Annotated in this window: 17 protein-coding genes and 1 pseudogene; 14 read left to right on the top strand and 4 right to left on the bottom strand. The window is 61.6% G+C overall.

Features of this window, described 5'->3' with window-relative positions; translation table 11 throughout:
- Window position 1 precedes the first annotated feature (1 nt).
- From SB659_RS17315 to SB659_RS17300, 4 genes are read left to right on the top strand one after another with little or no spacing between them, the layout of a single operon-like run.
- On the top strand, window positions 2-1,513 hold the full coding sequence (locus SB659_RS17315; protein WP_410551277.1) for an SCO6880 family protein: 1,512 nt from the start codon (window positions 2-4) through the stop codon (window positions 1,511-1,513).
- Window positions 1,513-3,120, top strand: coding sequence for an ATP/GTP-binding protein (locus tag SB659_RS17310; protein ID WP_410551232.1), 1,608 nt, complete (start codon window positions 1,513-1,515; stop codon window positions 3,118-3,120). Before SB659_RS17315 ends, SB659_RS17310 begins: the two co-directional genes overlap by 1 nt.
- Window positions 3,120-4,889 (top strand): type IV secretory system conjugative DNA transfer family protein, encoded by a 1,770-nt coding sequence (locus SB659_RS17305; protein ID WP_410551231.1) that lies wholly within the window; start codon window positions 3,120-3,122, stop codon window positions 4,887-4,889. The genes SB659_RS17310 and SB659_RS17305 overlap by 1 nt, the downstream gene beginning before the upstream one ends.
- Window positions 4,882-5,304: a DUF4913 domain-containing protein gene (locus SB659_RS17300; protein ID WP_410551230.1), complete on the top strand. Its 423-nt coding sequence runs from the start codon at window positions 4,882-4,884 to the stop codon at window positions 5,302-5,304. The genes SB659_RS17305 and SB659_RS17300 overlap by 8 nt, the downstream gene beginning before the upstream one ends.
- Before the next feature lie 503 nt (window positions 5,305-5,807).
- Here the strand turns inward: SB659_RS17300 and SB659_RS17295 are convergent.
- Both SB659_RS17295 and SB659_RS17290 read right to left on the bottom strand, forming a co-directional pair.
- Window positions 5,808-6,218, bottom strand: a complete 411-nt coding sequence (locus SB659_RS17295) for a hypothetical protein (RefSeq protein ID WP_410551229.1) — start codon at window positions 6,216-6,218, stop codon at window positions 5,808-5,810.
- 279 nt (window positions 6,219-6,497) lie between these two features.
- Complete coding sequence (locus SB659_RS17290; protein ID WP_410551228.1) at window positions 6,498-8,168, bottom strand: S-layer homology domain-containing protein; 1,671 nt, start codon at window positions 8,166-8,168, stop codon at window positions 6,498-6,500.
- Between the two features lie 388 nt (window positions 8,169-8,556).
- Between SB659_RS17290 and SB659_RS17285 the strand changes: the two genes are divergently transcribed.
- The 5 genes from SB659_RS17285 (at window position 8,557) to SB659_RS17265 (ending at window position 15,615) form a co-directional block, all read left to right on the top strand.
- On the top strand, window positions 8,557-10,833 hold the full coding sequence (locus SB659_RS17285; RefSeq protein ID WP_410551227.1) for an S-layer homology domain-containing protein: 2,277 nt from the start codon (window positions 8,557-8,559) through the stop codon (window positions 10,831-10,833).
- Window positions 10,834-11,268: 435 nt separating this feature from the next.
- Window positions 11,269-11,607: a DUF4234 domain-containing protein gene (locus SB659_RS17280; RefSeq protein WP_410551226.1), complete on the top strand. Its 339-nt coding sequence runs from the start codon at window positions 11,269-11,271 to the stop codon at window positions 11,605-11,607.
- An 833-nt stretch (window positions 11,608-12,440) separates the two neighbouring features.
- A complete protein-coding gene (locus tag SB659_RS17275) occupies window positions 12,441-12,638 on the top strand; it encodes a hypothetical protein (protein WP_410551225.1) in 198 nt (65 codons plus the stop codon).
- 201 nt (window positions 12,639-12,839) lie between these two features.
- Window positions 12,840-13,982 (top strand): M20 family metallopeptidase, encoded by a 1,143-nt coding sequence (locus SB659_RS17270; protein WP_410551224.1) that lies wholly within the window; start codon window positions 12,840-12,842, stop codon window positions 13,980-13,982.
- A 10-nt stretch (window positions 13,983-13,992) separates the two neighbouring features.
- On the top strand, window positions 13,993-15,615 hold the full coding sequence (locus SB659_RS17265; RefSeq protein WP_410551223.1) for a PucR family transcriptional regulator: 1,623 nt from the start codon (window positions 13,993-13,995) through the stop codon (window positions 15,613-15,615).
- Between the two features lie 126 nt (window positions 15,616-15,741).
- Here SB659_RS17265 and menC read toward each other — a convergent pair whose 3' ends face one another.
- Together menC and SB659_RS17255 are read right to left on the bottom strand one after the other, a co-directional pair.
- On the bottom strand, window positions 15,742-16,848 hold the full coding sequence (gene menC, locus SB659_RS17260) for an o-succinylbenzoate synthase (RefSeq protein ID WP_410551222.1): 1,107 nt from the start codon (window positions 16,846-16,848) through the stop codon (window positions 15,742-15,744).
- Entirely contained in the window at window positions 16,845-17,681 is an 837-nt protein-coding gene (locus SB659_RS17255; RefSeq protein WP_410551221.1) for a hypothetical protein, read from the bottom strand. Before SB659_RS17255 ends, menC begins: the two co-directional genes overlap by 4 nt.
- 263 nt (window positions 17,682-17,944) lie before the next feature.
- Between SB659_RS17255 and SB659_RS17250 the strand changes: the two genes are divergently transcribed.
- The 5 genes and pseudogenes from SB659_RS17250 (at window position 17,945) to SB659_RS17230 (ending at window position 24,155) form a co-directional block, all read left to right on the top strand.
- On the top strand, window positions 17,945-18,874 hold the full coding sequence (locus tag SB659_RS17250) for an ABC transporter substrate-binding protein (RefSeq protein WP_410551220.1): 930 nt from the start codon (window positions 17,945-17,947) through the stop codon (window positions 18,872-18,874).
- A 27-nt stretch (window positions 18,875-18,901) separates the two neighbouring features.
- The gene (locus tag SB659_RS17245) at window positions 18,902-19,840 is read left to right on the top strand and encodes an amino acid ABC transporter permease (RefSeq protein WP_410551219.1); all 939 of its coding nucleotides are present in this window, start codon (window positions 18,902-18,904) and stop codon (window positions 19,838-19,840) included.
- On the top strand, window positions 19,837-20,640 hold the full coding sequence (locus SB659_RS17240) for an amino acid ABC transporter ATP-binding protein (protein ID WP_410551218.1): 804 nt from the start codon (window positions 19,837-19,839) through the stop codon (window positions 20,638-20,640). The genes SB659_RS17245 and SB659_RS17240 overlap by 4 nt, the downstream gene beginning before the upstream one ends.
- A gap of 76 nt (window positions 20,641-20,716) precedes the next feature.
- Window positions 20,717-21,109 (top strand): annotated as a pseudogene (locus SB659_RS17235) (aldehyde dehydrogenase family protein); the annotation flags it as partial.
- Window positions 21,110-22,298: 1,189 nt separating this feature from the next.
- Entirely contained in the window at window positions 22,299-24,155 is a 1,857-nt protein-coding gene (locus SB659_RS17230) for a glycoside hydrolase family 15 protein (protein WP_410551217.1), read from the top strand.
- Window positions 24,156-24,289 lie beyond the last annotated feature (134 nt).

The following is a 24,289-nucleotide window of genomic DNA, read 5'->3' as shown; positions in this document are numbered from 1 at the left end:
GGTGGCGGCTATCGAAAACACATACGTGGAACCGACCTATGGCAACTGGCGTCGGCCGCGGAAGGCCGGTATCGGCACTCTGGGCGGTCTTGCCACGGCGGGCCTTTTCATCGGGCTGATTGTCACGGTGATCTGTTTCTTCGTCGGTGGTTGGGCTGCCGGGCTGGTGTCGTTGCTTGTCCTTGGTATGGCGCTGGCCGTTGTTTCGGTGACGGACAAGCACAACAAGTCCGTGGGTGAAAGGGTTTTTGCCCGGCTGGCGTTCCGCTCGGCGCGACGCAGACGCGCGAACATCTACCGTTCAGGGCCGTTGGGTTTGACTCCCTGGGGCGAGTATCAGCTGCCGGGGATCGCCGCCGGCTCAAGGCTTTACGAGTTCGCGGACTCCTACGGCCGGCCGTTCGCGTTGATCCACCTTCCGTCCACCGCTCACTACACGGTGGTCTTCGGCACGCAGCCTGACGGCGCGTCCTTGGTCGATCCTGACCAGATTGATGCCTGGGTGGCCAATTGGGGAGGCTGGCTGGCGTCCTTGTCGAATGAACCGGCCGTCGTGGCTGCATCGGTCACTGTAGAGACCGCACCGGATTCCGGGGCGCGCCTGCGCCGGGAAGTCGAGTCGAATATCCATGAGGACGCCCCGGCCATTGCCAAGGCAATGCTAAGAGAAGCCCTTCAGACGTACCCTCAAGGGTCGGCCACGATCCGCGCCTGGGTCGCACTGACGTTCAGCGCAGCAGCCAGGGCCGGCGGCAAGCGCCGCACCGCCGATGAGATCGCACGCGATCTCGCCTCCCGTCTCCCCGGCCTGACGGAACGCCTGGAATCCACCGGAGCCGGGGCCTGCTCGCCGCTGAATGCCCAGGAGCTGTGCGAAGTGGTTCGGGTCGCTTACGATCCTGCCGCCGCACGTCTCATTGACGAAGCCCACTACCAGGGCACCCCTGTTGACCTGGACTGGGGCGAGGTCGGTCCTTCGGCACATCAGGCCGGCTGGGAGAGCTACCGGCACGACTCAGGGCACTCGGTGTCCTGGACGATGACCGGAGCACCGCGCGGCCACGTCCTGGCGTCCGTGCTCGCCCGTCTCGTCGCCCCGCACGGGGAGATCGCCCGTAAGCGCGTCACCCTGCTGTACCGGCCCATTGAATCGGGCCGTGCGGCCGCCATTGTGGAATCTGACCAGACCAACGCCCTCACCCGGGCTTCATCGACCAGCCGGCCTACGGCACGCGCCCTGGTGGACGCCCGCGCAGCGACGGCCACGGCTGCCGAAGAAGCCAAGGGGGCGGGCTTGGTGAACTTCGGCCTGGTCGTCACGGCCACGGTGCTTTCCGCCAGCGCCTTGGAGGATGCTGTGGCCGTCGTGGAGGGCAACCTCGGCCCGTCCGCCCGCTTGCTGCTGCGACGGGTCTACGGCTCCCAGGATTCGGCTTTTGCCGCGTCCCTGCCGCTTGGTCTGGTCCTGCCCAAGCACTTGAAGGTGCCCGAAGAGATCCGCGAGGCCATGTGATGTTCGGTAGCAAAACCAAGCACAAAAGCGCCCCTTCCCGCACAACCAGGCTCGCCGCTGCTGTTGCACGGCGGCCCGGCCTGCGGGGCTGGCGCGGACGCGGGCAAGGTGAGGCCGTCTACGTGACGGCCGCCGACGAGTGGCGCGGCACCTCCGTACAGGTCTGCGGAATGTGGCCCTTCGTGGGCGGGTCCGGTACCCCGATTGTGGGGGTGCCGATCGGTGTTCACACCGACACCGGTGCACCGTTCGGGGGAGATCCCATCAGCTGGTTCATGCACGGCATGATCAACAACCCCTCGATGTTCGTTCTCGGGCTGCCGCACTACGGCAAGTCCACGCTGGTCCGGCACATCGTCCTGGGCCTGTCCGGGCGGGGGATCAACCCGTTGATCCTGGGCGATCTGAAGCCCGATTATGTTGATCTCATCGAAGCACTCGGCGGCCAGGTCATCAGCCTGGGGCCAGGACGTGGCCACCTCAATGTCCTGGACCCTGGCGAAGCCACGGGCGCGGCCGTCCGGCTGCTCGCCTCGGCAGAAGAACACCGGGCACAAGCCAACCAGGCCTCGGACCAGGAAGAAACTGTGCAGTTGCTGGCCGCAGCGGCGAAGGCGGAAAAGCTGGCCGAACAGCTCATGGCGGACTCGCACAACCGGCGCCTGAACATGATCACCGCGCTGATCACGATTGTGCGCAACGCCAAGCCCAGCTCTCACGAGGAATCCCTGATCGACCGCGCGCTGCACATCCTGGACGAGCGCCTGGACCGGGTGCCCCTGATCGGGGATCTGATCGAGGTCATCAAGGACGCGCCCGAGGAGCTGCGGGCGATTGCCTTGGACCGTGGCGACATGTCCCGGTACCTGGACGCAACGGACCAGCTGCGCCAGTCGCTGTACTCACTTAACGGGTCGGGCCGGTTCTCGGACATGTTCTCCCAGCCCACCGATCAGCCGATGGATCTGACCAAGCCGGTCGTCTTCGACCTCTCGGGGATCTCCGACACGCAGCGGGATATTCAGGCCGCTTGCCTGCTGGCGTGCTGGTCCACCGGGTTCGCCACCGTCCAGGTGGCCCACACCTTGGCCGACGCCGGTCTGGAGCCGCGCCGGAACTACTTCGTCGTCATGGACGAACTGTGGCGGGCGCTGCGCTCCGGTGAAGGCATGGTCGACCGGGTTGACTCCCTGACGCGCCTCAACCGCACCGAAGGAGTCGGTCAGGCCATGATCACGCACACCATGAGCGATCTGGAAGCCCTGCCCACCGAGTCCGAGCGGATGAAGGCCCGCGGCTTTGTGGAACGCTCCGGCATGGTCGTCTGCGGGGCACTCCCCGGGGCTGAGATGGAGAAACTGAACAAAGCCGTCACGCTCTCCCGCGCTGAACAGGCCCGCCTCATTTCCTGGGCCGATCCGGGATCCTGGACCGACGTCGGCGGCTCCCGCAAGCGCGTCCGACCCGGCCTGGGCAAATTCCTCTTCAAAGTCGGCGGCCGCCCAGGAGTTCCCGTGGCCTTGAAGCTCACCAGTGTCGAAAAATCGCTGCACGACACCAACAAACGCTGGACCATAAACAGCGGGAATGGCGAAGGGGACAACTGATGGGGGCACCCAACAGCGGCAAGCGATCCAGGCTCGACGGCGAGACGATCCTGCTCTGGATCTTCATCACCGCCGTGGTGCTCGGGGTCGGTTCGGTGACCGGAGCCGTTCACCTGGGATCGATGATCAGCGGTGACAACCAGAAATTGCCGGCCAACCCTTTTGAACTGGTCATCGGCCTGTTCACCCACAAGGTCATCTGGCCGGCGGCCGCCACAGGCGTTCTGATCGGTTTCGGCGTCGTGATCGTCGCCCTTGCGGTCCTCATCGTACGCGCCGTGCTGCGCCGCCGGTCCAAGCGGACACGGGTGGACGCCGCCGCCCAGCACATGGCCAAGGGCCGGGACCTTAAGGCGCTGAGCCTGCGCGGGGCGACGGCCACGGCCGAGCGTCTGGGCGTGAAAGGCTCACCCGGTGTCCCGGTCGGCAAGACCGTCCTGGGCGGGCAGATGGTCTACGGCTCCTGGGAAGACATGCACATCGACATCTGGGGGCCCCGGACGGGCAAGACGACGTCCCGGGCCATCCCGGCGATCCTTGCCGCCCCGGGAGCTGCCTTGGTGACCTCCAACAAGCGGGACATCGTTGACGGCACCCGCGACGTCCGAGCCGCCGACGGGCCGGTGTGGGTCTTCGACCCCCAAGCGGTCGCCCTCGAGGAACCCACCTGGTGGTGGAACCCCCTGTCCTACGTCACGGACGAAGTGAAAGCGGCCCGCCTGGCCGATCACTTCGCCGCAGGCTCCCGCGGCCCGGACGCCAAAACGGATGCCTACTTCGACCCTGCCGGGCAGGATCTCCTGGCCGGGCTCCTGCTCGCCGCGGCGCTGGACGGCCGGCCGATCACGCAGGTTCACACCTGGCTGACCAGGCCGGCGGACGACGAAGCGGTGGACATTCTCAAGGCCCACGGCTTCACCCAGACCTCCAACGCTGTCGGTGGCGTCGTCAATGCACCCGAGAAGCAGCGCGGCGGCGTGTACGGCACGGCGCTGCAGATGGCGTCCTGCCTGACCAACCGCCAGGTCGCCCGGTGGGTGACCCCGCAGGGCGAAGAAGACGAGCGGCCGCAGTTCGATCCGGCAGCGTTCGTCCGGTCCAAGGGCACGCTGTACAGCCTCTCCAAGGAAGGCAAAGGCACCGCAGGGCCACTGGTAACGGCGCTGACCGTGGCCACAGTCGAGGCCGCCGAAGAACTCGCCGTCCACTCACCCGGCGGCCGGCTCGCCACACCAATGATCGGCGTCCTGGACGAAGCAGCCAACGTCTGCCGCTGGCGAGAACTGCCCAACCTCTACAGCCACTACGGCTCCCGGGGCATCGTCCTGATGACCATCCTCCAATCCTGGTCCCAAGGCGTGGAAGTGTGGGGCCGCGACGGGATGCGCAAACTCTGGAGCGCATCCAACATCAAGGTCTACGGCGGCGGCGTCGCCGAAGCCGAGTTCCTCAACGAACTCGCACAGCTCGTAGGCGAATACCGGTACTCCAACATGACCAGAAGCCGCTCCAAACAAGGCACCTCCTACAGCCACGACGACGACCGAAAAGAACGCACACTCGACGTGTCGGACCTGGCCGCGTTCCCCCGCGGCCGAGCCATCATGTTCGCCTCCGGCGCCCCCGCAGCCCTGCTGGGGACGGTGCCCTGGATGAACGGGCCCCACGCTGACGCGGTGCGTGCCTCCATCACCGCACATGACCCGGCGAACAAGCCGGCGGCCGCAGCCGGGAACCGGTGGGTCACCGCGGGTGCCTCTGATGAGTGAGGGCCTGGGGGAGTGGGACGAGGAGCTGGAGGACCCCGCAGACCCGATGGAGCCAACCGAGGAGGATTCGGACGCGCCTGAGCTGTTCTACCCGAACGTGGCCGAATTCGTCAGCAGCAAGCTGGCCACCAGCTACCGCCGGCAGCTCAACGTGCAGGGTGGTGTGACTTGGTGCCCGCAGTGGTGGAAACACGCCGAAGCGATCAGCCGCCTCGAAGCGCTCTGGCGTGCCTGGGAGTTCCTGCGCCTGGACGGCACCACAGGGATGAGCGTGTGGTGGCGGGACCACGCAGACCACCACATGTCCGTTCTGCTCTCAACTGATGGGCCGTTTAAGGGCTGCACCCCGGACGACGGCCACCGCTCCAAACTCGCACCTCTACCCTGCGAGGAACCACCCGCAGGACTGTTCTAAACCGCATGTTGGTAGCCAGCACTGAAAGGTGACCACACGGGCTGGCCATGGTTGGGGTCAATCAGGGTTATCCACGGTTGGAACCAGGAGCCATCAGGAAAGCTCCCTCAGCAGCAGTAGCGGTGGATACCCAGCAAGGATTGTCCCCGGCTTTGGGCAGCTGGGAACAATCGCCCAATAGATTTCTGTATAATTCCGCGTCTCGTGATCCAGCCGCCTACTGGTGGACTGGTTCAAGCCATCATGCTGGTAGTAGGTGTGTGTGTCGCCAGCACGGGAAGGGGCACTTCAGAGCTATGGCGTGCTGCCGTGCGGACGGAGCGTTTGAGGGCCAGTGCCGTGCCGACCAACCGTGCGGCGCCGACCATTTCGGCGGAAGTTCGAAGACTCAGTGCGGGCATGCATGGCCGCGCCGCTGTCACCGTCGGCAGGCGTCCCAGAGTTTCTAGGCACCCTGCCGATTGTCCCCAAGGCTCCACCGACCCTTTCCCTTCCCACGCCCGCTACTGCTTAAAATAGTTGAGATAGGACTCGACTTCCTGAGACTTCTCCGGGCAGAAATACGCGACTGTCAGGCGGACTCCAGCAATGCCGCCGCCTGTCTTGTTCCCGCCAATGGAGCGAACGTCCACACCTAAAGCTGAGCCGGTCTGCTCACAGATCTGTTTCTCCATATAGTCGGCGAAGCCCTTAATGTTGTCCGGGACGACGCCGAGTGCGGCGAGGTCCGCCGCATAGTTGCCGCTCGTCGGAATTGTGGATTGTGTCGGCGTAGCGGTCACTGTCACAGTCTCGGTCGCCGTGGGCATTGTCGTGGGGCTCGATACGGCGCCCGCGCTGCTGCCTGATGCTCCGCAGCCAGACAAGAGCGCCACGACCAACACGCCGGTGCCGCTGTAGATGTGCTTCTTCATGGGTCCTTGTTCATTGTGGGTTGCTTGTGCTCGGGAATGGGCGAAAGCCTAGTGCTGGAATCTCCGTGTCACCGCGGCCGCTGGGGTTACCATCGTAATTCGTTACCGTTGACGCCAGCGCGGGGGCGAAACGCCAATTCGTGCGAGCCGAAAAACGGGTTCCTTAAGGTTTAGATGGCCTGCCTTGATCCGCGGGAAGCGCTAGGAGGAGCTTCCCGGTTTCGGTGATTTCTGGTTGGCGGTGCGGGCAGAGGACCGCAGGTCGCTGAGGACTAACTCCTATTTTGCGGCGTCGAGGAGTTGATAGCGGTCCATGAAGGCGGCCATGGCATCCCGGGCGACAGCGGTGAGGGGGGCGAACGTTCTCGTTCCGTCAGGTTGCGTCCATCCGGTGGTGATTCCCGTGTTCGCAAGCCAGGTGATCGGCTTGTAGAACTGGTTGTCGGTTGCGATGTCGGTAAAGGGGCTGATCGGCGGAGCGGTGAAGGCGGGGCTGCCGGCGAAACGGTACAGGAACGCTGCCATCGCGTCTCGGTTGACCGCGGATAGGGGGTGGTAGCTGTAGGTACCGTCCCCGTTCGGGTAGCCGGTGCTGATCTTGGCGGTGTTGAGCCAGGTGATTTCCTTGTAGAACTGCGTGGTGGGGGTGATGTCCGTGAAGGGGGAGATCGTCGGTGGCGTGTAGGCGGGGGACCCGGCGAGCCTGTACATGAACGCGGCCATGGCGTCGCGGTTCACGGGCGACAGGGGTTGGTAGCTGTTGGTGCCGTCCCCGTTCGGGTAGCCGGTGCTGACTCCGGTGGATCCGAGCCAGGTGATTTCGTCGTGGAACTGGGTTCCGGTGGGCACGTCTGTGAAGGAAACGTTCGGGCGCATGGTGAAATCAATGCCCGTTACTGTTTGGCCCGAGGTGACAGGTAGCCCGGCTGCGGTGCTGCGCAGTATTTTCCCTGCGTACCATTGTCCGGCGAACGGTTCGGGTTGAAAGTTTCCGTTGTTATAGGTGCTCCAGTCGGGGCCTGCGATCGCTTCAACTTTCACGGACCCGGCAGGCACCCGGGTGATGGTGTAGGTTCCGTCGGTGTTCACTCCACTGAAGGGTACGAATTGATTGAGCCAGTCACTGGGGGCGCAGGTCGCAGCCGCCGCTTCCGGTTTCATCGTCGGTCCGGCCTTTTGGGGCTTTGAGGCGAACTGCGTCACAGTTGAGGCAGTGGCCGTCGAAGACGAAGTGAACGCGCCGATGCAGGTGTTCGAAGCCGCGGACGGTCCGACTCGACCGGTGATGGTTGCTCCCTGGGCCATGGTAATAGCGGAGGCGGCAAGGGAGTGGCCCGATGTCACAGTGAGCGGGTCCGCCGTGGTGAAGGAGGTCTTGTTGGCGTACCACTGCGTGACAAGGGTTCCTTGAACGTAGGCACTGGTGGTCGAGTCGAGGTAATCACTCTCGTAGTACACCAATTTGTAACTGCCCGCGGGTAAGTTCAGTGAGTAACTGTTGTTGTAGACCCAGCCCGATCGGACGCCTCCGTTCCCGTTGCCGGAGGCGTCGAACGCCACGATTGTCATAGCGTTTTGGTTGGTTCCCGGTGGCAGATTCACTGTCCCGGTGATGGTGGCGGCAGGGGCCATCGTGACGTTAGCGCCGCTGAGCCCCTGGCCGGTTACCAAGGACAACACCGAGGTCTTGGCCTCAAGCGTGACGAGGTTGGTGCTGGCGTCAATGTATCGTGCTTCGAAATACACGATAACTCTGCCCGCAGGCACAGCGGGGATCTGATACGTACCATCGCTGGCAACGTTCGGTCCGTGCCACTCCCAGTCGCCTGGGCCGATCGCGTGAACGCTGATGCCGGACTGGATGGCCGCGAGCGGTGCAGAAACTGTTCCGCTGATTGTTGCCGTCTCCGCTAACTGGGCGGAGGGAGCCGCTGAAGCCGGCGGGGCCATCAGCCCGGCGAGAGGAAGGGCACTGAGGATTGTGAGTACTGTAACCAGCAGCCGCCCACGTGTTCTGACACCATGCATCGAAAGACCTGTTCAGTCATGGGCGACTGGACGTCGCACCCCCAAAAGCCTGCGAACGCAGACCCACGAACAAAATGAACCTAGAAATCATCAAGACCGCTATGGCTAGGGTCACGTTACCTCTCGTTGCATCGAAAGTGGAAACAATGTCGGAACGTGGGGCGAGCCGGATGGGGTGGAAGGAAGGGACCGGTCAGTGCTGGCTATTGATCCAACGCGGCCGGGTTTGCTAAGTTTCGCTCGTCTGCAGCAGCGGCGGACAACTATTGGGGGGCGGCACTTCCGTCACCATGTACGGAAGGACCGTCAATTGCTTGCGTCCCGAAAGCGCGGGCGGCTTTTTGCCGCCCTTCTCAGCACGATCACCGCATCGCTCCTCATCAGCGGAGCACCCGCTCTGGCCGCAACCGGTACAGGGTCCGTCAGCGGAAAAGTCTCCGTCCCGCCTGAGGGCTCGTCCACCACCTGGGTCGACGTGCATAACGCAACAAACTACTCCGACCACTACTACACGCTGGCCGGAACCGATGGTTCATATACGATCACGGGAATACCGTCAGGAAGCTACAAAGTTGATTTCTCCGCTGGCGGGGCCGTTGGCCAGTGGTACGCAAACCAATCCTCCTACGATGTCGCCACTGAGGTTAAGATCGGTGCCGGGCAGGCGATCACGGGTTTGAACGCGACACTCGTTAAAGGGGCAACGATCGGCGGCCACATCACGGTCCCTGCAGGGTATAACGCCTCGCAGGTTAAAGTGAACGCCTACGACCCCAAATCCTTCACGTCCTACTCAACAGTTCCGGTCGGATCCGATGGTCATTATTCCATCGGAGACTTGGCGTCAGGGTCGTACCAGATAGCCATCTGGGGACCAGGGCTCCTCGACAAAAACCTCGCAAGCCCGGTCACAGTGACGACGGGCCAATCGGTGACCGTCGACGCGACCATGGCTGGGGAGGCAACGATCAGCGGAACGATCACCGGCCCCCCAAGTTCCGAATTCGCCCAGATGAACGTACGCGTGTACGACGCCGCCGGCGACGGCACCGAGTCAGTGGAGAGCAGCAATGTCAACACCGACGGCACCTACAGCGTCGGGCGGCTGGCAGCGGGAACCTACAAAGTCTCCTTCAGCGCCGGTGATACGTATTTGGGCCAGTGGTACTCCGGAAAGGACAGCTTTGCTTCCGCGGCCGCGCTCACGGTAGGGGAGTCGCAGCACCTCACCGGGATCAACGCCGCCCTGGCTCAGGGCGGAGCGATTTCCGGAACCGTTGCCGGTCCCACCGGACCAGAGCTCACCAATGTTACCGCCTACGTGTACCAAGCGTCGGCAGCAGAGGGAGCCTACAACTACAAATCCTCCCCCGTTCAGTCTGATGGCTCGTTCACGGTTCCAGGGCTGCCGACAGGTTCCTACAAGGTGTACTTCGGAGACACGGGCTTTCAGGACACCAACGGCGTCCATCAACAGGCCTACGCCAGCCAATGGTATTCCAACCAAGCCACTTTCAACGCTGCCGGGGCTGTCACCGTCACTGCCGGGAAAACCACAACACTGGTCGGCGCAATATTAAACTTGGCCACCGCCGTCGCCGGCCGGGTTACCGGCCCGAATCCTGCCCAGATGACCGGAGTCTGCCTCGCAATCTTCCCAGCCTCCTCACCTTCCCAAGCCGTTCAACAGGCAGCGATGGGCGCGAAGCCGGAGAGTGCATCTGGCGGACCCTGCCTCGGTGTTTTTGCGAACGCGACGGCAGCGCCCACCGCGGTCACAGTTCCGGCTCAGGATGGTTCATACATCGTGCCGGGTCTGCCCGCGGGTTCCTACCGGGTCGTGGCCATGCCAGCGAACTACTGGAACGCGGGAACGTCCCAGCCCGTACCATTCGCTGAGCAATGGTTCGCCGGCAAGATCCTTCGAAGTTCCGCCACGATCGTTACCGGAGGCTCCGGAGAGACCAAACTCGGAGTTGACTTCGCGCTGCGCCCGACCATGGCCTTCGCGGACATCCCGACGGGTACCTTGTTCAATGACGAAATCACCTGGCTCGGGTCCGAAGGCATCAGCACAGGCTGGACTGAAGCGGACGGGACGCATACCTACCGGCCGCTCATCCCGGTGAACCGGGATGCGATGGCTGCTTTCCTGTACCGCCTGGCCGGCAGCCCGACCTTCACTGCCCCGGCAACCTCGCCCTTCACGGACGTCGCCACCGACAACCCCTTCTACAAACAGATCACCTGGCTGTCCTCCACTGGCATCAGCACCGGCTATCCCGGGCCGAACAACACCCGGACATTCCAGCCCCTCAGCCCTGTCAACCGTGACGCCATGGCGGCTTTCCTGTACAGGTTCGCCGGTAACCCCACCTACACGGCGCCCCTCGCCTCACCCTTCACTGACGTAACCACGAACAACCAGTTCTATACGCAGATTAACTGGCTCGCAGAAACCAAGATCACCACCGGATGGACCGCAACAGACGGAAGCAGGACCTTCCAACCCGTGGCCGCCGTCAACCGGGACGCCATGGCGGCCTTCATGTTCCGCTACCAAAACATGGATGCTTTCAAGCAGTAAACCGCCGACAAGTACAAGTGGGCCTTTCAGCCGGGCCATCGCTGGCCGGCGTGGTTCTCAACGACTGAGCTGATGCGAGTTGACCGGCAGTCCTGCGTTGCTTGAGCGAATCTTGACATATTTCTCGGTATCGCTTGAGGTGGGACCGTCATACTCGAATGGTTAGGCAGAAGCCCGGGCAGCCTGGGTAGATGGTCTTGCAGTGGGCTGTCTACCTCCGGTTCGCTTCCTTGCCGGGCATCCGGGAAGGTTTCCTTGCCCGCCCTCACTTCGTGCCACTCCTGACGAGGACCAGAACGCCCGGCTTACGGTTGCCTAACCCCAGGAATGCGAGGGGAGTGGACACACAGATCCGCGGCAAACCTACAGCAAGCACGCGCAGCACGACTACTCTTCCCATGCCACCGTTCAGGTCCCATCAAAAGAATCGAAGCCATGAAAGTTCGCAGTATTGCAGCACCGTTGCTCTTGCCGTTGATCACCTTTGGCATATACGCATTGGTCTGGAGCGTCAAGACCAAAAACGAATTGAACCAATCCGGAGCCTCCATCCCATCAGCCTGGCTGCTCATCGTACCTATCGCCAGCATCATCTGGCTCTGGAAGTACTCCGTCGGGGTCGAAATGTTCACTCGCAAAGGCCTTGGCCGACACGCGACTTTCTGGCTACTGCTTCTGCTTGGCTCGATTGGTTCGGCCATCGTCCAAAACAAATTCAACAAGGTCATCGAAGCTGTTCCTGCAGCTACAGCTGGCGCTGGAGCGAAGCTCTGAGTAATCCCGGATGACGGATCACCTGCCCAGACGGAGAGAAGGGACTATCCGCAGGAATTGAACCGCTCGCCGGATTCTGGACCAACGAAATTCAGTTCGGAATCCGAAGGAGCAGTCAGTTACGTTAAGTAGTCCATCTGAAATCCACTGCGAGGCCGCTGACGCATATTTTGAGAAGGGCTTCGTCAGTTGCGACGAAATGCAATCAGGTGCCCCCGGCTTGTTGACCGAACATCTTCGTTGGGCCCCGCTGTGACGACCAGAGCAAAGCAGAATTGTCAGGGTGTGCCCTAAGAGATCCACGGGCCTGTGTCAGAAGGCGGCAATATCCAACCTAACCTGACAGCCTAGGCTTGGTCATCTGACGTCAGGTTGGGGTGTACCTCAAGCTGACAGGTGGCGCCTAGGGTGGGGTCATCAGAAGTGAGGGACTTGATTTGCGGTCAACCGCGATCCCGGTTCCAGCGTCGACAAGCGGGAAAACTTTCATGGCTTATCCACCCCTGCTGCTGCTAGGGGAGCTACCCTTACGGCTCCCAAATAGTCTGCCGTGGATAGCCGAATTGGCCCCAACAGCGGATGCAATCAGGGTCACCGGAACGAGTTTGTCGAGCTCAGCCAGGTTGACGAAATCGCAATTATCGGGGGCTAACCCACGGGAGTAGAAGTAGCTGCGAATACTCCCGTGCACAGACGAACCGGACGTTTTCGCAGGTCAGAACCGCTTTGCATGCCTGGGAGTCTTTCGCCCGTGACATTGGATTTGGCGCGCCGAGCCTTAGTGCCGTAGGTTTCCTGCATCTAATGCATGTTTCCATGGTTTAGGGGTTGCAGTGACTGGAGTCGTTTCGGGTTTCGTCCCGCGGATGCTGGTGGATCCCGATGTCCGGCTTTTCAGGGCCCATGAGCGGGCTTTCACGGCGATGCTGGATGACCTGCGTACGCCGATGCGTTTTCCTCTTGGCCCGTGGCGAACGCAGGAACTGGGGCGTCCCGCCCGCGAAAGATCCGCGGACAATCAACACGGATAGTCGCCGAAAACTATCGAACGCGGAGAGCGGCAGATCTAGTCCCGACGTCACCTTTTCCACCACGCGCTCATCATTCTTTGCAGGGCATATTTCGTGATTGTCGCCTTCGACAAACAAGCTGAAGAAATTTGTCGGAACAGGAGCTGGCTGGGCCGCTGGGGTGGCGGATGATGGATCAAACCCATTCTCTAGGAGGCCACCTTGGCTAATTCACTGCTGGACGCATTGTCCCAACTCCAGCATCGGATGGTTGTGGATCTGGAGTTACTTGTATCCGCCGAGTCGCCGTCGGCGCATCCAGTGGAGCTCGGTTCGGCGGCGTATGTTGTCGCACATGTGGGGAGGGGGCTGCTCGGGTGTGAGCCGGTCTATCTGCCAGGAGAAGGTTGCGATCATCTGCTTTGGACCATGGGTGATCGGCCAAAGGTCCTGGTCGTTGGACACTACGACACTGTTTGGCCGCCGGGGACTACTGCTCGATGGCCGTTTTCTGTGGATGGAGACAAAGCCACGGGGCCGGGCTCTTTCGACATGAAGGCGGGCCTTGTGCAGGCGTTCTATGCAGTACAGGCCCTCGGACGCCCGGACGGAGTCCAGATTCTTATCACAGGGGATGAAGAAATCGGGTCACCGTCATCCCGGAGCTGGATTGAGAAGCTCGCAGCCGGTGCAGAAGCTGTCTTGGTCCTTGAGGCAAGTCTGGACGGTGCGTTGAAAACGAGTCGCAAGGGCGCAAGCACCTATCGGCTACATGCTCGGGGGCGTGCCTCGCACGCCGGTCTTGAGCCGGACGCCGGGGTCAACGCCACCCTTGAGATTGCGCAGCAGATCCTGTCGATAGAGAAGCTGGCGGACGCTCCGGCGGGAACGTCGGTTACGCCGACCACGCTTCGGTCAGGTGACGCTTCCAATCAGATTCCGGCTTCTTCCTGGCTGGACATCGATGTTCGCGCGGCGTCAATGGATGAGCTGGAACGGGTCGACTGCGCGCTTCGCAGCCTCCGGCCCCAGCTTGATGGCGCGAGTCTCAAGATCGAGGGGGGGATCGACAGGGGCCCGCTTGCGCAGGCCCGGGCCTCAGCCCTGTTTGACCGCGCAAATGAGGTAGCGCAGTTTCTCGGCCTGCCTCCTCTACGGCAGGCGATGGCTGGGGGAACCTCCGATGGAAACCTCACTGCGGCATTGGGGATTCCAACACTGGACGGTCTAGGCGCCGTAGGTGCAGGGGCCCATTGCGAGGGAGAATGGGCTCAGGTCAGCGCGATGCCCGAGCGGGCCGCCTTGCTGGCCGGGCTCATCGATTCTCTGCTCAGGAGCCCTGTCGAGAGCCCGTCGACCTCATAGGAGCCTAGGTATGGAGAACGACCCGAATCCCGAGTCAGGTACTTCCCTGAGCGTTCTGCTGGCAACTCTTGGGCCGTTGTTGCTGTGGCCCCACGGACATGCCGATGGTTCTCCTGCCGTCGACCCCGAGGTTCGGGCCTCTGTTGTATGGGATCCAATGGAGAAGGTGCCTTCCATACCGGGCGGGATTCTCCTTATGACTGGAGCCTCGATGGTTGAGGGAATTGCGTCGGCGGCTATTGAGCAGGCCGCAGCTTGCGGCTACGCCGCTGTTGTCATCAAACCCCGTGATTTGGCCGAGGGGGCAGTGGACGTATCCCTTGCCGGGGGCGTTCAGGTGCTGTGTGCTCCCGATGACGCCTCCTGGAATTCTCTTCATGCACTAATCAGTGCGGCTGTATCCAACCCCGGGGACATCCAGTCCGCCTCTATCGCTGGTGTCACGCCCGGTGACTTGTTCAGTCTGGCCAATGCGATAGCCGCAATGGCAGGAACTGCCGTCACCATTGAGAACGTCAACCGCGAAGTGGTGGCCTATTCAAATATTGCCGATCAGGAAACCGATGGCAGTCGCCGTGACGCGATTCTGGGCCGTGTCGTACCCGACCTGCCCTGGTATCTCGCCCGCTATCGGGCCGTGGCCATGGCAACCGAACCTGTTTTCTTCGGGCAGGAGCACGGAGCCTTGGACCGTGTGGCTATGCCGATACGCGTGGGATCACGCTTGATTGGTTCTCTGTGGGCTTTTGATGATGGTGGCAGTCGAAGTCAGGAAATTGCCAGGGTCCTCGCTGACGCGGCGCCTATCGCGTCTCTGCACCTGATGCACGCCGCCAGTGCCTACAGTTTGCAGCGCCACCGCCGCGGTGAACTGCTTACCGCGGCCCTCGGTGGCGATCAGATCAATCCTGGCGTTGCTCTCACGTTGGCCAGGCAAATGCCTGTCGTCCTCATCGGTTTTGCCCAGTCCGATGAACCTGGAACCGAGATCGATCTCGGGCGGGTTGCCGATATCATCGCGTTGAACGCTGAAGCTGTCCGCAGGACCGCCTCATGCACTGTCCTTCGAAGTTGCGTGTTTGTGCTCCTTCCCCGGGCTGATCAGCTCAGCAGCCAGCGAATCCAGCAATTCCTGACAGCTTCACAGCGGGCGGTATCAAGCGCGGCAAGTGCCGATCTCAGATGTGCCTACTCCGGAGAGCTACATAGTGCTGCTGACCTGGACAGAGCACACAAGGACATAGAGACAGCCTTCCGCTTTCAGAGCACGGAAGCCCTGGATACGTCGATATGCACCGAGGATCAGCGCCACCGGATCCTGTTGCAGGAGCTGTCCGAAGGAACGGTAGCCGCCTCTGACCGGTTACTGCCCTCTGTACAACGAATCCTTGACTATGATTCGCAGAACAGCACAGAGTACGCCTCGACACTGTTGGCATACCTGGACACTTTTGGTGATAACCGCCGGGCTGCGGAAATCACGATGGTCCACGAAAATTCGCAGCGGTACCGGATGCGACAGCTGACGAAGAGATTTGGAATTGATCTCGACGACCCGGCCCTCCGCCTGATCACGTGGCTGCAGCTCTACCTGCACAGACGCGACAGGCGCTGGAGGCCTTTGGCCCCGTGAGGTCCGCGGTGTTCCGCGGGCCACGCCTCAATGCTCAATCGCAGGATTGGACACCGCGGCGGTGCCGGTGTGGCAGCGGGAGACTGCCAGCGTGTTCTCCTCTTCAGGTGCGGAAACGGCTGTCCCTCAGTTCACCCATTCGCGATCGACGGTGACGGATTCCAGGTAATCCAGGTCCAACACTGCTGCGGTTCCCGGGCCCTCCGGGACCTTGATGGTCCCGGACTCGATATGAAAATCCTGGCCGATGTCGCTGTTGTAATAGCGTTTGGTGGCCGAGATGTCTGACGGAAGGGTGAAACCTGGCAGCGAAGCGAGCTGCAGGTTCGCTGCCCGGCCGATCGCGGTCTCCAGCACACCGCCGCACCATACCGGGATTCCCTGGGCCAGGCAGAGGTCGTGGATTGCCCGCGCTTCAATGTAGCCGCCGACACGTGCAGGCTTGATATTGATGATCTCCGCCGCGCCGAGATGGATCGCTGTCGCCGCAGAGGCACAGGACGTAATGGACTCATCCAGGCATATGGGAGTCTGCAGGTACTCTGCGAAACGGGCATGACCGAGCAGATCTTCAGCGGGGAGCGGCTGTTCCAGCAAGGTGAGGTCGAACTGGTCGAGCCGGCGAAGTGTCCTCATGTCAGCGACGGTGTATGCCTGGTTCGCGTCCACCTGAAGAAGCAAGTCGTCGCCGAACTCGCGTCTGACGGCACGCACCGGTTCGACATCCCAGCCCGGCGCGATTTTCAGTTTCACCCGCGGATATCCCTCGGCCACATAGCCTTCAACTTCGCGGAGCAGGGTGTTCACCGAATCCGAAATGCCCACCGAAACGCCGACGCTGATCTTGTCCCGCGAGCCGCCGAGGTAGCTCTTCATGGACATGCCGTGCGCGCGGAGTTCTGCGTCCAGGATGGCGCTTTCCAAGGCTGCTTTGGCCAACGGATTCCCTGGGATGCGTTTCATGGCAACGTGGGCCCCGGCGGCGGTCACCGGGGCGGCCGCTGCGACCAGTGGAACGAGTACGTCCGTGATGAGGCGGCGCGCCGACTCAAGCCGCTCCGGAAAATAGACCGGGTCCGGATCCGCTGCGCATTCGGCCCACCCCTCTGCGTCGTTCGTAACCCATCTGACGAGAAGCATCTCACGGATTGACTCGCGTCCCCGCGACGTCCTGAACTCCCCGGCAAGCGGCATGCACAACGTGCGCAACTCCACACGAAATGACCTGGTCACAGCGCACGCACCTTGTCCAACACGTAGTGTCCGGAGCTTGAGACCGATACGGGGACCAGCCCGTGGGTCTCGGCCTCACGAAGAACTTCTGCCATGGCGAGGCGCCATTCCATGGCCAGACCACTGTCCTCGACTCGCATCCGCTCTATATCGCGGGGGATCCATACCCGCATGCGGCGCTGAGGGTGGATGCCGTTGCCCTTCGGGCCGCCGTCGGCTCCGGCCCGAAGGGCAACGGCCCCATCATCCGCTGCAGGCGCTGACGGGCCTGCAGATGTGAGGTCCCAGCTGACACAAAGGCGGTCCGGGCGGTCCGTTCGGTTCAAAGCGTCGTGCATCGGCGGGTAGAACTCCGGAATGTAGTCCACTACCTGCGCGCCCAAGCGCACGAGGTTGAAATGCGCGTTGCGCCTGATCAACGGGTCGTAGGTCCACAGCATCCGCCTGGCACCTCGTTCCAGGGCCCACACCCGCTGAGCGTACTTCAGCGCGATGCCCACACCGCGTCCGGCAAATTCCGGGCTGACCCCCGCGATCAGGGAATACATGTTCTCGGATGCCGGTGGACCGGAAATCGCGACGGCAACGCCGACGACGACGTCCCCGCCGGCGATCGCGCCGATGACGCAGGCATCGGCATGGCTCAGGCTTCGGAGAAGATCCGAGGAAAGCGGCGAAGAGTCAATACTCGTGCCCCAAATACGGGCCAGAAGGGTCGCTGCAGCCGCGAATTCTTCATTGGAGGACAATGGACGTAATTCGAGGGCCGCCCGTCTGGCCAGGTCTGTTGCCACGTCACGGGCGGCCGTTATGGGTTCCGAATCAATTCTCATGCCTTACATGGTGGCGGGAGACCGCTGCACTCTATTTGTCGCGGACGACAAAGCTGGGCTGTTTTTTTGATTAACACAACCATGTGGGCATCGTGGCACGCTGCCAAGCTCGATGGACATCAGTTGCTCGCGTGGCCCACGTCACGTAGCACCCCACCAGAAGTGAACAGATCACATCAGCCAAGCGGATTCCTCTGCCCAGGTGGCTCTAACGATCTGTTTCCGAATCGAGCATTGGCTCGATCGATGAAAGGCAAAATACGATGCGATTCACCAATAGGGCGGTAGTGCTCCTGACGGCAAGCCTCACTGTGGCCGCCACCAGCGGCTGCACAACAGCGTCCGTGGGCGACTCCAACGGAACAAGCCCGGCAGCTGGCCCTTCTGTATCCGTCAGTACGTCTGTAGCCGTCAATGAGGAAGCCCGCGCCCTGCTGCCTCAGTCAATTCGGGACAAAGGGACCCTGGTCATCGCGACGGATCCCACGTATCCGCCGTTTGAGTACTTCGATACAGACAACAAGACCGTGATCGGCTGGGACGTCGACACCGGAAACGCCCTGGCCGCCGCACTCGGACTCAAAGCACAGTACGTCCCCGCTACTTTCGAGACGATTCTGCCGGGGTTGACCTCCAAGAAGTACGACGTCGGCATGTCTGCCTTCAACATCACGGACGAGCGCCGGAAAGTGGTCGACTTCGTGGCCTATATCTCCGGAGGTTCAGGCATGGCTGTCGCGCCTGGCAATCCCGCCAAGCTCTCAATGACCGCTTCGGCTCTCTGCGGGAAGAAAGTAGCGGCACAGAAGGGTACTCACGAAGCCCTCGACATCCTGCCGGCCATGTCGAAGGAATGCACCGACAGCGGCGCGTCGCCCATCGACCAAATGGTCTTCCCCGCCCAAACAGATGCCAATCTCGCCCTGCTCTCCGGCCGGGTTGACGGTGTCATGGCAGACAGCATCCCGTTGGCGTACCAGGGAAAACTTGCCGGCAACAAATTCGAACTGGCCGCCGGTAGTGACTACCAGCCAAGACTTTCCGGAATAGCCCTGAACAAAGACTCCGGTCTGCGCTCTGCCATCACCATGGCCATGAAGGCGATCGTTCAGAGCAAGACCTACGCCGAAATCAACGAGCGTTGGGCAATCCCTTCCACCTCCGCCATCTCAGCTGACAGGGTCTCCGGCTAACAGCCGACGGGACAGAGAGGTATTCAAATGAGCACCACAGCAATCCCGGTGGGAACGCCGCTCAGATCTTTCGATGACTACACCACGGTCAAGGCGACATACCTGGGCCGGTGGATTTCAGCGGCCCTGGTCCTGGCGCTGGCAGTTCTGGCGGCGCAGTCCGTAATCACCAATCCCCGCTTCGGCTGGGAAACGGTAGGTAAATACATCCGGGATGCCTCAATCGTGAACGGCATCGCGATCACGCTTATGCTGACGGCAGTCTGCATGGTGATCGGCATAATTCTCGGGGTGGTCCTGGCCGTCATGCGACTCTCCCTCAACCCGGTTGTCCGTGCAGCAGCATCCGCATATGTGAACTTCTTCCGCGGGACACCCGTCCTCGTCCAGCTGCTTTTCTGGTACAACCTCGCAGCTCTCTACCCGGTGATCAGCTTCGGCATTCCTGGCGTGCAGCTTGACGCCAACCAGCTCATCACCCCGATGGTCGCAGCGATACTGGGTCTCGGACTGAACCAGGGCGCCTACATGTCCGAAATTGTGCGCGCCGGAATTCTCTCAGTTGACCACGGCCAGTCTGAGGCTGCCGCTGCGCTTGGAATCAACCGCTTCCGCACGATGCAGCGAATCATCCTGCCGCAGGCCATGAAAGTGATCATCCCCCCGACGGGCAATGAAACCATCGGCATGCTCAAGACCACAGCACTCGTATCGGTAATCTCTGTCCCGGAACTCCTCTACTCCTCCCAGATCATCTACGCCAGGACTTTCGAGACCATACCGCTGCTGATTGTTGCGAGCATCTGGTACATCATCATCACGTCCATCCTGGGCGTCGGCCAGTACCACCTGGAACGCCGCTACGCCAAGGGCGGTCAGCGTAACCTCCCACTCACGCCCTGGCAGAGACTCGTTCTGTTCTTCAATACCCACGACCGGCTGGGCCGGAAAGGCGGAACCCGATGACCTCCACCACGACTGTCCCGACCCGGGCCGGCACAGGAACACGAACAATGATCAAAGCGGACTCCGTCCATAAGAGCTACGGGCCGCTCGAAGTCCTCAAAGGAATCGACCTCGAAATCGCTGCGGGCGAAGTCGTGTGCCTGATCGGTCCTTCGGGATCGGGCAAAAGCACCCTACTGCGCTGCATCAACCACCTTGAGCGTGTCGATGGCGGCCGCATGTGGGTGGACGGCAAAGTCATAGGTTACGAAATCAAAGGAAAGAAACTCCACGAACAAAAAGACAGCGACATCTGCCGCAGTCGCGCAGACATCGGCATGGTGTTCCAGCATTTCAATCTCTTCCCGCACATGACAGTTCTGGAAAACCTCACAGAAGCACCCCGACGGGTTCTGACGCAGAAAAAGGAAGAAGTCACGCCCCGCGCACTGCAACTACTGGAGCGCGTCGGTCTCGCAGACAAAGCCGGCACATATCCCCGCCAACTCTCCGGAGGCCAGCAGCAACGCGTCGCCATCGCAAGAGCCCTTTGCATGGAGCCCAAACTGATGCTCTTCGACGAGCCCACGTCCGCGCTGGACCCTGAACTGGTTGGCGAGGTCCTGAAGGTCATGAAGGACCTCGCCCAGTCCGGAATGACGATGGTCGTCGTCACCCACGAGATGAACTTCGCCCGCGATGTGGCCGACCGTGTCGTGTTTATGGCAGACGGCGCGATCGTGGAACACGGCCCGGCACTGGACGTGATCACGAACCCTCAAAACGAGCGAACCAAGACCTTCCTCAACTCCGTGCTCTAGCCCCGAGCAAGAGCACTGCACCTGAAACCCCTCCGTGGGAGCACCAAAGCAATGCAGTTGAAGCTGAACAGGCCGCGGCGGTGCACCCATGGACGGGCCAGGCTACTTCTACCAGCCCACCGTCCTCGCTGACGTGCCCAACGACGCAGCGATCCTGGGCCAGGAAATCTTCGGCCCCGCCGCACCCGTCACCACATTCACCAAAGAGGAAGACGCCATCCGGCTGGCTAACGCCAGCGAGTACGGTCTCGCCTCCTACCTTTACAGCTGCGACTTCAACCGGCTTCTACGCGTAGCCGAACAAATCGAATTCGGCATGGTCGGCTTCAACGCCGGCGTCATCTCCAATGCGGCAGCACCTTTCGGCGGCGTGAAACAGTCTGGTCTGGGCCGCGAAGGCGGCACCGAAGGCATCGCTGAATACAGCACCACCCAATACATTGGCATCGCCGATCCCTACGGCAGATAGTGGTATGAGGAAACGCACTCACCAGCCCGCTGAACAGAGATTGAGAACAAGCTCGATAGAGCCGTCGAGGCAGCGATCGAGAAAGCCCTCAAGAACCCAGGATGCGGGGTAATCGTCACCCGACAAGACCCACAGACGTTCTCCGTGGAGCTTTCTCACGACGTTCCCCAGGGAACGATCTCGGAATCAGCCCTCTTCTCCGCATAAACTCTGACCCCCGTGACGACCGTCCCCTCCGGGCCCCAAACCACCGGAAGCCATCTCCAGCATCGCGGTTAGTTGCTGGCACCTCGATGTCGAGGTACGGACGGAAGCTGGCTGGTCCATTATCTCTGTCTGAAAACCAACAACGACGGGGCAGCGTTCGAAAAGCCACCAAAATCAACATCCCACGCCAAGGGAGATTTCATGTTCAGCGAGATAAGCACACAGCCAACCCAGGGATGTGACGAGCCCGAACGGAGCGTAATCGAAGAAGCCATGCGAATAATTCGCCAGACCCCCTTAAGGACGAATTGATCGCGCTGCCCTGGATGGGCTTGCAGTACAGAAACGAATCCTAATTGAACTGACCGCTCGCCCCTGCCGCCCGGCGGTTCCACTGAATAAGGCCAAAGCACCGCTGGAGCGCAATCCGTCGAGGAGCCCGGCAATCCTGCGATTGTCCTTCCGGTAATGAAAGCCGTATCGACGCCAGAGCTGGTGATGGTGTTGAAAGAGCGAAGCGCGATCATCGTCGGGGGTCCGCGGATGGCTTGGACGCCCCACCATCTAGGCGGCTCGCTCGGTCCCACCCTCGCAGCCAGCAGAGTCTATGCCTGCCGGTTAAGCCACACCCCAATCTGACGTCAGGGCATCCGACAAGGGAGGATTCGGCTTGGGGGAAGAGCCCGAGGATGGGGAACCCGAAATGGCGGAGCCATCGGAGGAAGATGGCAGTGACCGTGACCGAGGCTGCCGGGGGAGTGGCGGTTGCACATACTGCCCCCACCCGAACCCGTCACCCAGCGGATCCGGCACCCCGCAGCCGGGCACGAGCAGGAGCAGATGACGGTTAGGCCTTTGCCGGGGTCTCGAAAGGGTTCGAAGTTTAGGCTTCGATGATGATGCCACCCGCCGGACCTTGCAATTCCACACCAACCTAGATTTACGTAGGGCGGTAGTGATCTAAATGTGGAAAAGTGTGGGCATGGCTGCACTCATTGAAGAGTATGCGTTGCTGTCGGATCTCCGAACGGGGCCTCTCGTATCCCGTAATGGCAGCGTGGATTGGCTCTGTTTCCCGCGTTTTGACTCGCCCTCGGTGTTTAGTCGGATCTTGGGCACTGATGACCACGGGCACTGGTTGTTGGCTCCCAGCGAACCCGGTGCTGAGGTTGTCGGCCGCGGCTATATCGACTCAACATTCGTGCTTCAGACCACATGGAAGACCAGTGGTGGGAAGGTGCTAGTCACCGACTTCATGCCACTGGGCGGCGAGGGCTCGTCCCTCGTCCGCCGGGTTACCGGGGTGGAAGGCAGCGTGAGAATACATCAAGCGCTTCGGATCCGCCCGGGATATTCAACGGCCCTGCCCTGGGTGAGTCGTGTCCGCGACAGCGGGTCGTCGTCGGCGCCGGTACTTCTGGCCATGGCCGGTCCGGATGCCCTCGCATTGCGGGGACCTCATCTTCCGCAAGCGCATGCGCACGGGCACGAGGGAGAGTTCCCCATTTCACAAGGCGAGCAGGCTGATTTCGAACTCAGGTGGTTCCCCTCGCACCGTCCCTTGCCGCCGGCGGTAGACGTTGACGCCGCTCTTGACGAGGCCACAGATTATTGGGGCCGCTGGGGGAGCCATTGCCGACAGGACGGTGTCTACGCCGGGGTGGTAAAGCGCTCCCTGCTGGTGCTGCGGGCCCTGACGCATTTTGAAACGAGTGGCATCGTCGCAGCACCTACTACCTCCCTGCCAGAGGATTTCGGTGGGCCACGGAACTGGGACTACCGGTACTGCTGGTTGCGGGACGCGGCATTGACGCTGGAATCCATGCTGACCCACGGCTACGAAACCGAGGCCCTGCAGTGGCGCAACTGGCTCCTTCGGGCCCTGGCTGGAGACCCCGAACAGATGCAGATCATGTACGGGGTAGGGGGAGAACGGGAACTCCCTGAACGCGAACTCGACCACCTCCCTGGCTATGAAGATTCCCGACCCGTGCGCATCGGGAACGCGGCAGTGTCGCAGTTCCAAGCGGATGTTGTTGGCGAGGTGATGGTGGCCCTGGAAAGACTGCGCATGGCCGGCGGCAAGGAAGACCACTTCTCCTGGGCCCTTCAGCAGGCACTTTTGGGATTCGTCGAAAAACACTTTAACGACAAGGACTTTGGCCTGTGGGAGATGCGTGGTGAAGCACAATACTTCACCCACTCCCGGGTGATGATGTGGGCCGCGTTCAACAGCGGGATCCGGGCCGTCCAGATCCATGGACTACCGGGGGATGCCAGGAAATGGGAACATCTCCGCGAGCGGCTGCGTGAAGAGATCATGCGGGAGGGATTCGACCGAAGCATCCACTCCTTCACCCAGACCTACGGCGGACGGCAAACAGACGCAGCGCTGCTGGTCATGCCTCAAGTCGGCTTTCTTCCCTACAACGACAAGCACATGCTTGGTACAGTTGCCCGGCTGGAACAGGAACTCCTTACCGACGACGGCCTTCTGCTCCGCTACCGAACAGAGAGCGGCGTTGACGGCCTGGAGCCGGGCGAACATCCTTTCCTCGCTTGCTCATTCTGGCTCGTCGAACAGTACGCACGCACAGATCGACACGTGGCGGCAAAGACCTTGATGGACAAACTCGTAGGGTTCGCCAACGAGCTCGGCCTGCTGAGCGAAGAGTACGCAACCGACGAAGGGCGGATGGCCGGTAACTTCCCCCAGGCGTTCTCACACCTGACCCTGGTCCGGGCAGCCGACGCCATGCATGGGGTTGATCGCCTCTCTCTGGCTGTTGACTCCTTGGAGTTCAGTGGTAGGGCCTCGGAGGGGTTAGGACCAGAGTAAGAACAAACTCCAGTAACGCCACATTAGGTTGTGAATCAGAGACTTTATGCCGGGCTTGATCTAAGCCTTAGCACCTTCTGCATCGGGGGTCTTGGCGGGCAGATAGAAGATGTCGCCGTCGAACATGCATCCCA

Origin of the sequence: Arthrobacter sp. SIMBA_036 (assembly GCF_046535135.1) — a bacterium.
Lineage (GTDB): Bacteria > Actinomycetota > Actinomycetes > Actinomycetales > Micrococcaceae > Arthrobacter.
Note: the sequence above shows the minus strand (reverse complement) of the source record. Positions and strands in the feature narration are given on the sequence as shown.

Coding starts and splice junctions, on each gene's coding strand:
- SB659_RS17310 (WP_410551232.1), top strand. CDS start 1,513: ATGTTCGGTAGCAAAACCAAGCACAAAAGCGCCCCTTCCCGCACAACC.
- SB659_RS17305 (WP_410551231.1), top strand. CDS start 3,120: ATGGGGGCACCCAACAGCGGCAAGCGATCCAGGCTCGACGGCGAGACG.
- SB659_RS17300 (WP_410551230.1), top strand. CDS start 4,882: ATGAGTGAGGGCCTGGGGGAGTGGGACGAGGAGCTGGAGGACCCCGCA.
- SB659_RS17295 (WP_410551229.1), bottom strand. CDS start 6,218: ATGAAGAAGCACATCTACAGCGGCACCGGCGTGTTGGTCGTGGCGCTC.
- SB659_RS17290 (WP_410551228.1), bottom strand. CDS start 8,168: ATGGCCCCGCCGGCTTCAGCGGCTCCCTCCGCCCAGTTAGCGGAGACG.
- SB659_RS17280 (WP_410551226.1), top strand. CDS start 11,269: ATGAAAGTTCGCAGTATTGCAGCACCGTTGCTCTTGCCGTTGATCACC.
- SB659_RS17265 (WP_410551223.1), top strand. CDS start 13,993: ATGGAGAACGACCCGAATCCCGAGTCAGGTACTTCCCTGAGCGTTCTG.
- SB659_RS17255 (WP_410551221.1), bottom strand. CDS start 17,681: ATGAGAATTGATTCGGAACCCATAACGGCCGCCCGTGACGTGGCAACA.
- SB659_RS17250 (WP_410551220.1), top strand. CDS start 17,945: ATGCGATTCACCAATAGGGCGGTAGTGCTCCTGACGGCAAGCCTCACT.
- SB659_RS17245 (WP_410551219.1), top strand. CDS start 18,902: ATGAGCACCACAGCAATCCCGGTGGGAACGCCGCTCAGATCTTTCGAT.
- SB659_RS17240 (WP_410551218.1), top strand. CDS start 19,837: ATGACCTCCACCACGACTGTCCCGACCCGGGCCGGCACAGGAACACGA.
- SB659_RS17230 (WP_410551217.1), top strand. CDS start 22,299: ATGGCTGCACTCATTGAAGAGTATGCGTTGCTGTCGGATCTCCGAACG.